A 13,452-nucleotide genomic window follows, 5' to 3' on the forward strand; every position below is an offset into this window, starting at 1 on the left:
ATTGAACGTCGCTCTAATTTTTGGATGCGACCAGCACCACCCCCCGGGCGGCCGTCGAAGGAGACCAGCCATGCCGATTGAACAGCGCGGAGTCGACACGATCCCCGACGAGGAACGCACCAGCGGTCCGCGCGACCTCATGTCGATCCTGCTCGGCTCCAACCTCTGTCTCGGCGTGATCATCTTCGGTTGGCTGCCGCCCTCCTTCGGGCTCGGCTGGTGGTCCTCGGTCAGCGCGATCGTGGCAGGCACCGTGGTCGGCACGGCGCTCACCGCGCCGCTCGCCCTGGTCTCGCTGCGGACCGGAACGAACCTGTCCACCTCCTCCGGCGCCCAGTTCGGCGTGCGCGGACGGCTCGTCGGCTCGGTCGTCGGTCTCCTGCTGGCCCTCGGCTACACCGCGCTGACCGTGTGGATCGGCGGCGACGTGATGGTGAGCGTCCTCGGCCGGCTCTTCGGCCTGGAGCCCAGCGGCACCGCGTACGCCGTCGTGTACGTCGTGCTCGCCGCGGCCACCGTCGCGGGCGCGGTCTACGGCTACCGCGTCCTGCTCACCATGTCCCGCGCCCTCGCGATCGGCATGACCGCCCTGCTGGCGGTCGGCGTGATCGCGTACGCCCCGCACTTCTCCACCGCGGCCATCCCGGAGACCGGCGGCTACCTGCTCGGCTCGTTCTGGCCCACCTGGCTGCTGGCGGCGGTGGCGGCCGGCCTGTCGGGCCCGATCGCGTTCATCACCCTGCTCGGCGACTACACCCGCTACATCTCCCCCGCGCGCCACACCTCGCGCACCGTCCTGCACTCCACCTGGCTCGGTCTGATCGCGGGCCTGCTGGTCCCCCAGCTCTTCGGCACCTTCACGGCGTACGCGGCCCACGCGGCCCTCGACTACGCGGGTCCGCTGGTGTCCGCGGCCCCCGGCTGGTACCTGGTCCCGCTGCTGCTGGCGGCCTCCGCCGGCTCGGTCGGCAACGCCGGGCTGATGCTCTACTCGATGGGCCTCGACCTGGACGCGATCCTGCCGCGCGCCTCCCGGGCGCGGGCCACCTGCTCGGTCGCCGTCGTCGCCATGCTCTGCGTCTTCGTCGGCCACTACGCCTGGAACGCGCAGTCCGCGATGACGTCGTTCGTCCTGCTGCTGACCGCGATCGGCACCCCGTGGGCGGTCATCACGCTGATCGGCTTCGTGCGCTGCCGGGGTGTCTACGACCCGGACGCCCTCCAGGTCTTCAACCGGCGCTCGAAGGGCGGCGTCTACTGGTACCGGGCCGGCTGGAACGTCCAGGCCACCGTGGCCTGGGCGATCGGTGCGTGCGCCGGGCTGCTCGCGGTCTCACTGCCCTCGTACGAGGGTCCGCTGCTGAAGCTGACCGGCGGGGTGGACTGCAGCTTCCTGCTGTCGGGGCTGGTGGGCGGGCTGCTCTACTACGCGCTCACCGCACGGCAGGTGGTGTCCCCGGCCCCGGTGGTGGAGGAACTCGCGCCCGCGGAGAGCGGGCTCTAGGACGGCCCGGCCTGCCCTCGGAGTCGTGTGTGGGCGCACAGGGAAGGGGCGGCACCGGAATCATCCGGTGCCGCCCCTTCCCCCCGTTTCCGGTCCGCGCCCCGCTCAGGAGCCCGGAGTGGCAGCTCTCAGGAGCCCGACATGACGTCCCCGAACATGGGGTCGTCGCCCGACGTCCCGATGCCGACGGAGGACGCGCCGAAACTCACCGAGCCGGTGGCTGTGACGCCGCCGGTGGAGCCGCGCAGGACCCAGACCGCGCCGTCGTCACTGTTCTCGCCGGCCGCACCCACCGCGAGGTCGGCCCGGCCGTCCTTGTCGTGGTCGGCGAGGTGGACGGCGTCGCCGAACATGTCCGACTGCTCGTTGGCGCCCGGGACGCCCGCGGTGCCCTGGTTGAAGGACTGGGCGCCGGTCCCCGTCAGGCCGGAGGGGCCGCCGCGCAGCACCCAGACGTTGCCGACACCGTCCACCTCACCGACGGACTCGTTGTCCGCGCCGACGGCGAGGTCCGGGTACGTGTCGCCGTTGACGTCGCCCGCCGCGAGCGAGCCTCCGAACCAGTCGTCGGACTCGTCCGTTCCCGGCACGCCCGCGGTGTCCTGGCTGAACACGGCGCTGCGCGCGGTGTCGACGCCGGTCGTGCCGCCGTAGAAGACGGTGGCGTAACCGCCCTTCGCGGGAGAGTTCAGGATGTCGACGAAGTCGGTGCCGACGACCAGGTCGTCGTGCCCGTCACGGTCGAAGTCGGCGACGGCGTACGCGCCCGCGAACTGCTCGCCGGCCTTGGTCTGGAACGTGGGTCCCGCCGATCCGCCCCGGTAGACGAAGTTGCCCGCGAAGGAGCCCACCACCACGTCGTCCGTGCCGTCGTCGTCGAAGTCCCCGGCGGCGAGCTGGACGGCGCCCAACGGGTACGCGCCGGCCTCGATCTGCGCGTCGAAGCGCAGCTTCCCGGCCGCGCCGCCGGACTTGGTGAAGCCGCCCTTGAAGATCCAGACGTCCTTGCCGGTGGAGCCGACCGCCAGATCGGTCTTCCCATCGCCGGTGAAGTCGCCGACCGCGAGGGACTGGCCGAACCGGTCGTGGCCCGCCGGGTTCGGGTCGCTGATCGTCGTACCGCCCGACAGGCCGGACGCGCCGCCCCACAGGATGGTGACGGAGCCGCCGTCGACGTCACCGCTGACGTCCTCCTGCGGGGTGCCGACGACGAGATCGCCGTAGCCGTCGCGGTTGAGGTCGCCGTGCGCGAGTTCGGTGCCGAAGCGGTCGGAGGTCTCCGAGGCGCCCGGCACGCCGGAGGAGCTCTGCGACGTGGTCTTGTGGCGCGCGGCGCTGATCCCGCTCGACGAGCCGTAGCTGACGACCACGGCGCCCGTCTTGGCCTTCCCGCCCGCGACGGCGCCCGGGGCGCCGGTCGCCAGATCGCGGTAGCCGTCGCCGTTGAAGTCGTCCCCCAGACCCGACGGGGCGGCACTCGCGGCGCCGGGCAGGGCGATCAGCAGACCACCGGCCAGGACGGTCGCGACGGCGGTGGCGGCCAGGGCGACGGAACGCCGGGAGCGATGACGACGGTACTGGGACATGGGTTCCCCTCCAGGACATACATACGGCTCAGAGATGACCTTCGATGAGCCTGAAGGGTTGTACGGAACGGGAGTTGTGATCGTGAGGCCTGTGCCCCGGAAGACGCCGGTCCCCGCCCGGTCACCCGCTCGCGCGGGGACATGGCGGGGACTCGGGGCCGACGCGAGGCGGTCCGGACGGCGGCGGACCGGCCGGGCGGTCAGCCCAGGCGGTGCATCCAGCCGTGGGTGTCCTCGGTGATGCCGCGCTGGATGTCGAGCAGGGCCTCACGGAGCTTGAGGGTGACGGTGCCGGGCTCGCCGCCCGACTGCTTCCACTCGGCGCCGGTGCGCTTGACCGTGCCGACCGGGGTGATGACGGCGGCGGTGCCGCAGGCGAAGACCTCGGTGAGGCTGCCGTTCTCGGCGTCGGTCTGCCACTGGTCGATCGAGACGCGGCCCTCCTCGGCGGTGTAGCCGAGGTCCCGGGCCACGGTCAGCAGGGAGTCGCGGGTGACGCCCTCCAGGATCGAGCCGGTGAGGGTAGGGGTGACGATCCGGTCCCCGTACACGAAGTACAGGTTCATGCCGCCGAGCTCCTCGATCCACCGGTGCTCGACCGCGTCGAGGTAGCAGACCTGGTCGCAGCCCTTGGCGGCGGCCTCGGCCTGGGCGAGCAGCGAGGCGGCGTAGTTGCCGCCCGTCTTCGCGTCGCCCATACCGCCGGGAACGGCGCGCACCCGGTCCTCGGAGAGCCAGATCGAGACGGGCTTCACGCCACCCGCGAAGTAGGCGCCGGCGGGCGAGGCGATGACGAGGAAGAGGTACTCGTTGGCCGGCTTCACCCCGAGGCCCACCTCGGTCGCGATCATGAACGGGCGCAGGTAGAGGGACTCCTCGCCGCCGTGCGCGGGCACCCAGTCGCGGTCCTGCTGGACCAGCGCGTCGCAGGCCTCGACGAAGGTCTCCACGGGCAGCTCCGGCATGCCGAGCCGGCGGGCGGAGGCCTGGAACCGGCGGGCGTTCTTGTCGGGGCGGAACGTGGCGACGGAGCCGTCGGGTTGGCGGTAGGCCTTGAGTCCCTCGAAGATCTCCTGCGCGTAGTGCAGGGTCATGTTCGCCGGGTCGAGGGAGAGCGGTCCGTACGGAACGAGCTGCCCGTCGTGCCAGCCGCGACCCTCCGTCCACTTGATCGTCACCATGTGGTCGGTGAAGTGGCGGCCGAACCCCGGGTTGACCAGGATCGCCTCGCGCTCGGCGGCGGAGAGCGGGCTGGCGGACGGCTTGAGCTCGATCGTGGGCTGCGTCATGAGTGGTTTGTCCTTCACCGGTTGGATGTGACGGGCCGCGCTCACGCCCGCACTGCCAGTGGCCAGTGGTAGGACGTCCGAGCATTCCCTCATTCCGCGGCTCCGCGTTCGATTATCGCCCAGCGGAGGACCGTGGGAGAAAACGGCGTGCGTGCGGCCCGGGGGGAGGCCCAGGGATTGATGGTGGCACCCGGCGAGGGCACAGCAAAGCCGCCGGGTGCGGATGCGACCCGGCGGCTGCTACGAGACGTAGACGTGCGGCGGGTCAGCCGGCTACTCGTACGGCCAGCGCGTCGCCGATTTCCTCGGTGCTGCGGGCGGGCTTGCCGACGCGCTCGGCGAGGTCGGCGGAGACGGCGTCCTCGATGCGGGCGGCCTCGGCCTCGTAACCGAGGTGGCGCAGCAGGAGGGCGACGGACAGGACGGTGGCGCTGGGGTCGGCCTTGCCCTGGCCCGCGATGTCGGGCGCCGAGCCGTGCACGGGCTCGAACATCGAGGGGAACTCGCCGCTCGGGTTGATGTTGCCGGAGGCGGCGACGCCGATGCCGCCGGAGACGGCCGCGGCGAGGTCGGTGATGATGTCGCCGAAAAGGTTGTCGGTGACGATGACGTCGAAGCGCTCGGGCTGGGTGACGAGGTAGATCGTCGCCGCGTCGACGTGGATGTAGTCGGTGGTGACCTCGGGGAACTCGGTGGCCACCTGGTTGAAGATGTTCGTCCAGAGGTGGCCCGCGAAGGTCAGCACGTTGTTCTTGTGGACCAGCGTCAGCTTCTTGCGGGGGCGGGCCTGGGCGCGGGCGAAGGCGTCACGGACGACGCGCTCGACACCGAACGCCGTGTTCACGGAGACCTCGGTGGCGACCTCGTGCGGGGTGCCCTTGCGGATGGTGCCGCCGTTGCCCGTGTACGGGCCCTCGGTGCCCTCGCGGACCACGACGAAGTCGATCGCGGGCTGACCGGCGAGCGGGGTCTCGACACCCGGAAGGAGCTTCGACGGACGCAGGTTGACGTGGTGGTCGAAGGCGAAGCGGAGCTTGAGCAGGAAACCGCGCTCCAGGACGCCGGACGGGACCGAGGGGTCGCCGATCGCGCCGAGGAGGATGGCGTCGTGCTGCTTCAGCGCGTCGAGGTCGGCGTCGGTGAGGGTCTCACCGGTGGCGTGGTAACGCCGGGCGCCGAAGTCGAAATCCCTGGTCTCCAGCTTCACGTCCGACGGAAGGACGGCGGAGAGGACTTTGAGCCCCTGGGCCACGACTTCCTGGCCGATGCCGTCACCGGGGATCACTGCGAGATCGATGCTGCGAGACATAGCGGCACCGTACTCCTTGTCCCATGGGATGACACACGATGTCCGCCATGCGGACACACGAGTCCCGGAGCACGCCCACCCTTCGACCGGTGTTCACCCGTATGTACGACGGCCGTTGGCGCACGCTGGGAACTTTCCAGACATGACCGCTTCTTCCAGGGTGACTCCTGCCGGGCTTCCCGTCCCCGACGTCGGCATTCCGCGCGAGCTCGTGGACAACATGAGCATGGCGGAGCAGTTCGAGTACCTGCGGACGAAGCTCACGCGGCGCCGCGCGCTGGTGTCGGCGAGCGCGTTCGCGGGCGGCGGGCTGCTCGCCGGCTGCGCGGGGCCGGGCGGCGGGAGCGGTACGCGGGCGGCCGGCGCGGCGCCGAACCCGGCCACCAGCCGGGTGCCGGGCTCCGCCGTCACGCCGTTCGGACGCCATCTCGCCTTCGGCGCCGACCCGAAGACCCAGATGCGGATCTCCTGGCAGGTGCCGTCTGCGGTCCGCAAGCCGTTCGTCCGGGTGGGGGTGACGCCCTGGGCGCTGAGCCGGCGGATCGAGGCCGAGGTCCGCGCCCTGCACACGCCGGGTCTCGCCGGGCAGCGGGGGGCGCTCGACCAGTACTACCTGCACGCGGCCCTCGACCGGCTGCGTCCCGGGACGACGTACTACTACGGCGTCGGCCACGAGGGCTTCGACCCGGCGGGCACGGAGCGGCACGCGACGATCGGCCACTTCCGTACCGCGCCGGCGCGTCCGGAGAAGTTCGTGTTCACCGCCTTCGGCGACCAGGGCGTGACCCCCGACGCCCTCGCCAACGACAAGGTGCTGCTCGGCCGGGGCCCGGCGTTCCACCTGCACGCCGGGGACATCTGCTACGCGGACGGCATCGGCCACGGCGAGGCGTCGGACATCTACGACCCGGGCGCCTGGGACCTGTTCCTGAAGCAGACGGAGACGGTGGCCAGGTCCGTGCCGTGGATGGTGACGACCGGCAACCACGACATGGAGGCCTGGTACTCGCCGAACGGCTACGGCGGCCAGTCCGCGCGCTGGTCGCTCCCGGAGAACGGCTTCGACGCGAAGCGGGCACCGGGCGTCTACTCCTTCGTCTACGGCAACGTCGGCATCGTCGCGCTGGACGCCAACGACGTGTCGTACGAGATTCCCGCCAACAAGGGCTACTCGGACGGCCGGCAGACCGCCTGGCTCGACCGGCGGCTCGGGGAACTGCGCGGACAGGTCGACTTCGTCGTGGTGTTCTTCCACCACTGCGCGTACTCGACCTCCACGCACGCCTCCGACGGCGGGGTGCGGGACGCGTGGGTGCCGCTGTTCGCCAAGCACCAGGTGGACCTGGTGATCAACGGACACAACCACGTCTACGAGCGGACCGACGCGATCAAGGGCGGCACGGTGGGCAGGCGGGTGCCGGTGGGCGCGTCGACCGACCCGACGCGTGACGGCATCGTCTACGTCACGGCGGGCGGGGCGGGCAAGAGCCTGTACCGGTTCCCCATCGGGGTGAAGGACAGCTACGAGGGCAGGGTGAGGGACCGCGAGTCCGTGGAGACCTTCCACTGGACGAAGTCGAAGAAGCAGAAGCCGGACACCGTCACGTGGTCGCGGGTGCGGTACACCGGTTACTCCTTCCTCTCGGTGGAGGCGGAGACCGGCCCGTCACCGCGGCTCACGGTGTCGGCGCTGGCGCAGAACGGCGAACGGATCGACCACTTCGTGGTGCGGCGCGGGAAGTGAGGGCGGGGCGGGAACGTGGCACGGCCAGGGAGCGCCACGGCCGCTCCGGGAGGCCGGTGACGACTCGCATCACCGCGGGCGCGCACGGCGCCCCGAAGTGCGGCGCGGGGCGTCTGCCTCGCGCCGCACCTCTGCGGGCGGCTCCCGGCTGAGGGGCTGCGGGCCTCAGTGGCCCGTCTCACCGCCGTTGTCCCTGCGGTCCAGGGCGCGCTGGAGCGCTGCGGCGGCGTTCTTGCGGTCGGACTCGCTGCTCGAACGAGAGTGGTGACGGACTCGGCGGACGGTCGTCTCGGCCATGATGAATCGACTCCTTACCTTCCGGCGGTGCCCGCACGGGGACGCCCGGAAGTGCGGTGAGGTCTTTACGAGACGCCGGAAGGGGCGGGGAGCGGGGCCGCAGGGGTTGCCTGCCAGGGGCTCCGGCTCACGACCGCCATTCGCTTGGTCGAGCGAGACGTTCGGCTCCTACAAAACTAGGTGAGGACCGGGCATCTGTCTCTACGATTACTCGGACTTCCTACTATCTGAGACGGCGGACCGGGTCGCACCGCTCCGACCAGGGACGATCGTTCGCGTCCCCCGGAGCCGGGTACGGGTGTCCGCGTCCGTGCCGGTCAGAGCACGTCGCCGTCGCGCCAGTCGAAGACCAGGTCGTGTGCCGGGTCGAGGGGGCCGAGGGCGGCGCCGGGACGGACGAAGGTGGTGCCCTCCTCGTCGGGGAGGCGGACGACACCGTCCGGGGCGAGGGCGCAGACCCGTCCGGGCCAGAGCTGCCAGCCGCGTGCCGTGTACAGGGCGGCGCCGTCCTCGCTGGCGGAGAGCGCGCCGAGCGGGTGGGCGCCCTCGATGATCCGTTCCAGTTCGGCCATCACGCGACCGCCGAGCCCCGTGCGGCGCACGTCCGCGCGGACGCCCACCGCCTCCACGTAGCCGACGCGCAGCGACCGTCCGGCGTGCAGGACGCGCCGCTGGATCACCGAGCCGTGCGCGGCGAGGCCCCGTTCGTCGTGCACGAGGACGTGCAGGCCGCCGAGTCCGTGGTCCCAGTCCTCGTCGCGGAAGTCGCCGTCGAAGGCGTCCTCCAGGAGGGTGCGCGCGGCGCGGAGTTCGGCGGAGGCGAGGTCCGCGGTGTGAGCGGTCCTCAGTCGGATGGCCATGCGGCCAGTATTCACACGGCGGACGGCGATCGGACCCCCCTCGCCCCGGACTTCACGACGTCACCGTGCCACCGCGCCGCCGCGTGCGGACATGGAACCGCCCCCGTCCACGGACGGGGGAGACCGTGGGCGGGGGCGGAGTCGGTGACGGGCGTCAGCCCATGTGCGGGTAGCCGTAGTCGGTCGGGGCGACCAGCGTCTCCTTGATGGCGCGGGTCAGCGTCCAGCGCATCAGGTTCTGCGGGGCGCCGGCCTTGTCGTTGGTGCCGGAGGAGCGGCCGCCGCCGAAGGGCTGCTGGCCGACGACGGCGCCGGTCGACTTGTCGTTGATGTAGAAGTTGCCCGCCGCGTAGCGGAGCTTCTCCATCGTGTACGCGGCCGCGGCGCGGTCACCCGCGACGACCGAGCCGGTGAGCGCGTAGTCGGACGCGGACTCCATCTGGGTCAGCATCGCGTCGTAGGCGTCGTCCTCGTAGACGTGCACCGCGAGGAAGGGGCCGAAGTACTCGGTCTTGAAGACCTCGTTCTCCGGGTCCGAGCACTCGACGACGGTCGGGCGCACGAAGTAGCCGACGGAGTCGTCGTACGAGCCGCCCGCGACGATCGTGCAGGTCGGGTCGGACTTGGCGCGGTCGATGGCCGCCTTGTTCTTGGCGAACGCGCGCTCGTCGATGACCGCGCCCATGAAGTTCGACAGGTCGGTGACGTCGCCCATGGTCAGGTAGTCGACCTCGGCCGCGAACTCCTCCTTGAAACCGGAGTTCCAGATGGAGGCCGGGATGTAGGCGCGGGACGTCGCCGAGCACTTCTGGCCCTGGTACTCGAAGGAACCGCGGGTCAGGGCGGTCTTGAGCACGGCGCGGTCGGCCGACGGGTGGGCGACGAGGAAGTCCTTGCCGCCGGTCTCGCCGACGAGACGCGGGTACGCGCGGTACTTCTCGATGTTGTTGCCGACCGTCTTCCACAGGTACTGGAAGGTCTTGGTCGAGCCGGTGAAGTGGATGCCCGCGAGGTCGCGGTGCTCCAGGGCGACCTTGGAGACCTCGATGCCGTCACCGGTGACGAGGTTGATGACGCCCTTGGGCAGGCCGGCCTCCTCCAGGAGCTGCATGAGCAGCACGGCGGCGTGGGTCTGCGTCGGGGACGGCTTCCAGACGACGACGTTGCCCATGAGCGCCGGAGCGGTGGGCAGGTTGCCCGCGATCGCCGTGAAGTTGAAGGGCGTGATCGCGTAGACGAAGCCCTCCAGCGGACGGTGGTCGAGGCGGTTCCAGACGCCGGGCGAGTTGGCCGGGGGCTGCTCGGCCAGCAGGTCGCGGGCGTACTTCACGTTGAAGCGCCAGAAGTCGACGAGCTCGCAGGGGGTGTCGATCTCGGCCTGCTGGGCGGTCTTCGACTGGCCGAGCATGGTGGAGGCGGCCAGCGTCTCGCGCCAGGGGCCGGACAGCAGCTCGGCGGCGCGCAGGATGATCGCGGCGCGGTCGTCGAAGGCCATCGCGCGCCAGGCCGGCGCGGCGGCGAGGGCGGCGTCGACGGCGTCCTGGGCGTCCTGGGCGGTGGCGTGCGCGCCCGTGCCGATGACGGCCTTGTGGTTGTGCGGCTGCACGACCTCGAAGCGCTCACCGCCGCCGAGCCGCTTCTCGCCGCCGATGGTCATCGACAGCTCGATCGGGTTCTCGGCCAGCTCCTTGAGCTTGGCCTCCAGCCGGGCACGCTCGGGCGAGCCGGGGGCGTAGCCGTGCACCGGCTCGTTGACGGGGGCGGGGACCTGGGTCACAGCGTCCATGGGTTCCGTAACTCCTTGAGTCGAGCGGGTGTTTCGGGTGTCAAGCCGTGGGGCTCGGGCCGGTGCTCAGCCCTTGGTGAGGATCGAGCGTGCGAAGAAGAGCAGGTTCGCCGGCTTCTCCGCGAGCCGCCGCATGAAGTAGCCGTACCAGTCGGTGCCGTACGCCGTGTAGACGCGCATGCGGTGGCCCTCGGCGGCGAGCCGCAGGTGCTCGTCGCTGCGGATGCCGTACAGCATCTGGAACTCGTACTCGTCCAGCTTGCGCCCGGCCTTGCGGGCGAGCTCCTGCGCGATGGAGATGATCCGGGGGTCGTGGGACCCGATCATCGGGTAGCCCTCGCCCTCCATGAGGATCTTCAGGATCCGGACGTACGCCTTGTCGGTCTCGGCCTTCTGCTGGTACGCGACCTCGGCGGGCTCCTTGTAGGCGCCCTTCACCACGCGGACCCGGCTGCCGCTCTCGGCGAGGCGGCGGGCGTCGGCCTCGGTGCGGAACAGGTAGGCCTGGATCACGCAGCCGGTCTGCGGGAAGTCCTTCCGCAGCTCCTCGTGGATGGCGAACATCGAGTCGAGGGTGGTGTGGTCCTCGGCGTCCAGCGTCACGGTGGTGCCGATGGCGGCGGCGGCCTCGACGACGGGGCGGACGTTGGCGAGGGCCAGCTCGTGGCCGCCCTCCAGCGCCTGGCCGAACATGGAGAGCTTGACGGACATCTCGGCGCGGGTGCCGAGGTCCAGCTCCTTCAGGTGGTCGACGAGCGCCAGGTAGGCGTCGCGCGCGGCGGCGGCCTGCTCGGGCGTCGTGATGTCCTCACCGACGACGTCCATGGTGAGTTCCAGGCCCTTGGCCGTCAGGTCCTTGATGATCGGGACGACCTGGTCGACGGTCTCGCCGGGGATGAAGCGGTCGACGACCGGCTTGGTCACCGGGGCGGCCGAGATCAGACGGCGCATCTTGTCGCTGCGCGAAGCGGCGAGAATCACGGGACCCAGCACGGGGCACCTCCACAACAAGGCCAGCAGGAGGCCGAATCCCGACGATTCGGGTACGGCACGGAGAACCACCGTGAAACCTAGGGATCTCTTCGATCCTGGGCCATCGACACCTGTCACGCATCCGTTCCCCGGATCTCAGACAAATGTATGAAGGGCTCGCTGAAATGCGGGAGAATGCCCGGGTGAGCGGTGAATACAGAGGCGACTACCAGGAGCTGGTCGACGAGATCTCGGCGCTCCTCGGCGTCCCCGCGACGCTGGAGAACCGCGACTTCGAGCTGATCGCCTTCGGCGCGTACGACAGCGAGGGCGACCTCGACCCGTCGGCGCTCGACCCGGTGCGCACCCGCTCGATCCTCACGCGCCGCTCCACCACCGCGGTGCGCACCTGGTTCGAGGGCTTCGGCATCACCCGCGCCACCGGCCCCGTCCGTATCCCCCCGACCCCGGAGGCGGGCGTCTACCGGGGCCGGATCTGCCTGCCGGTCCGCCATCGGAGTGTCGTGCTCGGGTACGTCTGGCTGCTCGACGACGACCCGGGACCCACGGACGCCCAGCTGGCCGCGGCCATGCAGGTGACCTCGCGCATCGGCGCCCTCCTGGCGGACGAGGCGCAGGCGGGCGCCGACCTCACCCGTGAGCTGCGCGCCGTCCTGACCGCCGAGCGCGGCTGGCAGCGCGACATGGCGGTGGCCGAGCTGCGGACGGCGCTCGGGCCGCGCGGTGAGGGCCTGCACGCCGTGCTGTGCGTGGCGCCGTGGCCCTCGGCCGACCCGGACGACGCCCCCTCGGCCCGCACGGTGCCCGGCGCGACCGCCCTGTGCACCGTCCCGTGGGGCGCCACCGGCCAGAGTCTCGCGCTGCTGGTGCGGCTGCGCTCCGCCGACATCCTGACGCCGGCGCTGACCGCGGCCACTCGCTTCGTACGGGAGGCGGAGGGCGGGCGGGGCGAGGGCGCGGCCGGTGCCGGACCGGGCGGCGGGGGCGGGCGGGCCGCCGCCGGGGTCTCCGGGGCGCGGGTGGGGCTCGGCGAGCTGGGGGCCGCCTGGCAGGAGGCGGCCTCCGCGGCGCGGGCCGCGCTGGCCGAGCCGCGGCTCGGACCGGTCGCCGAGTGGGGCGCCATCGGACCCTACCGACTGCTCACCGCCCTGCCTCCGGAATCGGCCCACGACCCCGTCGTAAAGGCCCTGTTGGCTCCGGCCCATCGTGAACTCGCCCGCACCGCCGAGGTGTTCCTCGACCTCGCGGGCCAGGCGGGGCGCACGGCGGCCGAGTTGGGCATCCACCGCCAGACCCTCTACTACCGCCTGTCCCGCGTCGAGCAGCTCACCGGCCTCGACCTGGACGACGGCGAGGACCGCCTGCTGCTGCACATGGCGCTGAAAGGAGCGCGGCTGTAGGACGCGCTCAGCTCCCGGACCGGGTCACCCCGTCGATCACCCGGCGCAGCCCGTCGGTCAGTTCGGCGGCGTCGGTCGCCGAGTCCGGGTCGAAGAGCCACTGCACGCTGAGTCCGTTGAGCAGGACCTGGTAGAAGCCGCCGAGCGAACGCAGTGTGACGTCGTCCACGTCGGCCTCGGATCCGCCGGCCAGCAGCGGGACGAGCCCGCGGCGGCCCTCGTCCGAGGCCTTCGCCAGGTGTTCGCGGACGGTGGGCAGCCGGTCGGAGTTGGTGATCACCTCGAAGGTGAGCATCCAGATGGGCCGCTCCTTGACGAACGACCGGGTGATGCTCTCCCAGGCCTCCTGGAAGCGCTCCAGGGAACCGGGCGCGCTGGCGGTGTCGGCCGTCGCGAACGCGCCGAACGTGTCACCGATGTTGGCGATGAGATCCACGTACGCCGTGGCGAGCAGCGCGTCCTTCGACCCGTAGTGATAGCCGATGGACGCCAGGTTCGTCCCCGACTCCTTGACGATGTCGCGCGCGGTGGTGCGCACGAACCCCTTGGCCAGCAGGCAGCGCTTGGCGCCTTCGAGCAGATCCTCACGGTGTCCCATGCCGGCCAGCGTACAGCGATTCAGACAACCGTCCTATACCTGCGTACAAAACGAACGTCTTATACGAGCGTACTAGACAAGCGTTT

General features: G+C 71.2%; 11 protein-coding genes. 3 read left to right on the top strand and 8 right to left on the bottom strand.

Going from position 1 to position 13,452, the window contains the following annotated elements:
* The first annotated feature begins 70 nt into the window (after positions 1-70).
* The gene (locus OG406_RS12960; protein ID WP_327408873.1) at positions 71-1,504 is read left to right on the top strand and encodes a cytosine permease; all 1,434 of its coding nucleotides are present in this window, start codon (positions 71-73) and stop codon (positions 1,502-1,504) included.
* A 128-nt stretch (positions 1,505-1,632) separates the two neighbouring features.
* On the opposite strand, the gene OG406_RS12965 is transcribed toward OG406_RS12960, so the two are convergent.
* The 3 genes from OG406_RS12965 to OG406_RS12975 form a co-directional block, all read right to left on the bottom strand.
* Positions 1,633-3,090: an FG-GAP and VCBS repeat-containing protein gene (locus OG406_RS12965; RefSeq protein ID WP_329185814.1), complete on the bottom strand. Its 1,458-nt coding sequence runs from the start codon at positions 3,088-3,090 to the stop codon at positions 1,633-1,635.
* Between the two features lie 200 nt (positions 3,091-3,290).
* Positions 3,291-4,379, bottom strand: a complete 1,089-nt coding sequence (locus tag OG406_RS12970) for a branched-chain amino acid aminotransferase (RefSeq protein ID WP_164374151.1) — start codon at positions 4,377-4,379, stop codon at positions 3,291-3,293.
* A 265-nt stretch (positions 4,380-4,644) separates the two neighbouring features.
* Positions 4,645-5,688: a 3-isopropylmalate dehydrogenase gene (locus OG406_RS12975; protein WP_329185816.1), complete on the bottom strand. Its 1,044-nt coding sequence runs from the start codon at positions 5,686-5,688 to the stop codon at positions 4,645-4,647.
* A gap of 142 nt (positions 5,689-5,830) precedes the next feature.
* Between OG406_RS12975 and OG406_RS12980 the strand changes: the two genes are divergently transcribed.
* Entirely contained in the window at positions 5,831-7,432 is a 1,602-nt protein-coding gene (locus OG406_RS12980; protein WP_329185818.1) for a purple acid phosphatase family protein, read from the top strand.
* Positions 7,433-7,597: 165 nt separating this feature from the next.
* On the opposite strand, the gene OG406_RS12985 is transcribed toward OG406_RS12980, so the two are convergent.
* The 4 genes from OG406_RS12985 to OG406_RS13000 form a co-directional block, all read right to left on the bottom strand.
* Complete coding sequence (locus tag OG406_RS12985) at positions 7,598-7,729, bottom strand: hypothetical protein (RefSeq protein WP_266616822.1); 132 nt, start codon at positions 7,727-7,729, stop codon at positions 7,598-7,600.
* Positions 7,730-8,046: 317 nt separating this feature from the next.
* Positions 8,047-8,589, bottom strand: a complete 543-nt coding sequence (locus tag OG406_RS12990) for a GNAT family N-acetyltransferase (protein WP_327408876.1) — start codon at positions 8,587-8,589, stop codon at positions 8,047-8,049.
* A gap of 154 nt (positions 8,590-8,743) precedes the next feature.
* The gene (gene pruA, locus OG406_RS12995; RefSeq protein WP_327408877.1) at positions 8,744-10,375 is read right to left on the bottom strand and encodes an L-glutamate gamma-semialdehyde dehydrogenase; all 1,632 of its coding nucleotides are present in this window, start codon (positions 10,373-10,375) and stop codon (positions 8,744-8,746) included.
* Positions 10,376-10,441: 66 nt separating this feature from the next.
* Positions 10,442-11,368 (bottom strand): proline dehydrogenase family protein, encoded by a 927-nt coding sequence (locus tag OG406_RS13000; protein ID WP_164374156.1) that lies wholly within the window; start codon positions 11,366-11,368, stop codon positions 10,442-10,444.
* A 164-nt stretch (positions 11,369-11,532) separates the two neighbouring features.
* Between OG406_RS13000 and OG406_RS13005 the strand changes: the two genes are divergently transcribed.
* Positions 11,533-12,768 carry a PucR family transcriptional regulator gene (locus tag OG406_RS13005; protein WP_329185821.1) on the top strand — a complete coding sequence of 412 codons (1,236 nt, stop codon included), beginning with the start codon at positions 11,533-11,535 and terminating at the stop codon, positions 12,766-12,768.
* 7 nt (positions 12,769-12,775) lie between these two features.
* Here OG406_RS13005 and OG406_RS13010 read toward each other — a convergent pair whose 3' ends face one another.
* Positions 12,776-13,366, bottom strand: coding sequence for a TetR/AcrR family transcriptional regulator (locus OG406_RS13010; protein WP_329185823.1), 591 nt, complete (start codon positions 13,364-13,366; stop codon positions 12,776-12,778).
* Between the last annotated feature and the right edge of the window lie 86 nt (positions 13,367-13,452).

It is taken from the genome of Streptomyces sp. NBC_01428 (assembly GCF_036231965.1).
In the GTDB taxonomy this organism is placed as follows: Bacteria; Actinomycetota; Actinomycetes; order Streptomycetales; family Streptomycetaceae; genus Streptomyces.

Bases quoted from the DNA above. Each gene is read 5' to 3' on its own strand.
- OG406_RS12960 (WP_327408873.1), top strand. From the start codon at position 71: ATGCCGATTGAACAGCGCGGAGTCGACACGATCCCCGACGAGGAACGC.
- OG406_RS12965 (WP_329185814.1), bottom strand. From the start codon at position 3,090: ATGTCCCAGTACCGTCGTCATCGCTCCCGGCGTTCCGTCGCCCTGGCC.
- OG406_RS13010 (WP_329185823.1), bottom strand. From the start codon at position 13,366: ATGGGACACCGTGAGGATCTGCTCGAAGGCGCCAAGCGCTGCCTGCTG.
- pruA (WP_327408877.1), bottom strand. From the start codon at position 10,375: ATGGACGCTGTGACCCAGGTCCCCGCCCCCGTCAACGAGCCGGTGCAC.
- OG406_RS12980 (WP_329185818.1), top strand. From the start codon at position 5,831: ATGACCGCTTCTTCCAGGGTGACTCCTGCCGGGCTTCCCGTCCCCGAC.
- OG406_RS12990 (WP_327408876.1), bottom strand. From the start codon at position 8,589: ATGGCCATCCGACTGAGGACCGCTCACACCGCGGACCTCGCCTCCGCC.
- OG406_RS12970 (WP_164374151.1), bottom strand. From the start codon at position 4,379: ATGACGCAGCCCACGATCGAGCTCAAGCCGTCCGCCAGCCCGCTCTCC.
- OG406_RS12975 (WP_329185816.1), bottom strand. From the start codon at position 5,688: ATGTCTCGCAGCATCGATCTCGCAGTGATCCCCGGTGACGGCATCGGC.
- OG406_RS12985 (WP_266616822.1), bottom strand. From the start codon at position 7,729: ATGGCCGAGACGACCGTCCGCCGAGTCCGTCACCACTCTCGTTCGAGC.
- OG406_RS13005 (WP_329185821.1), top strand. From the start codon at position 11,533: ATGCGGGAGAATGCCCGGGTGAGCGGTGAATACAGAGGCGACTACCAG.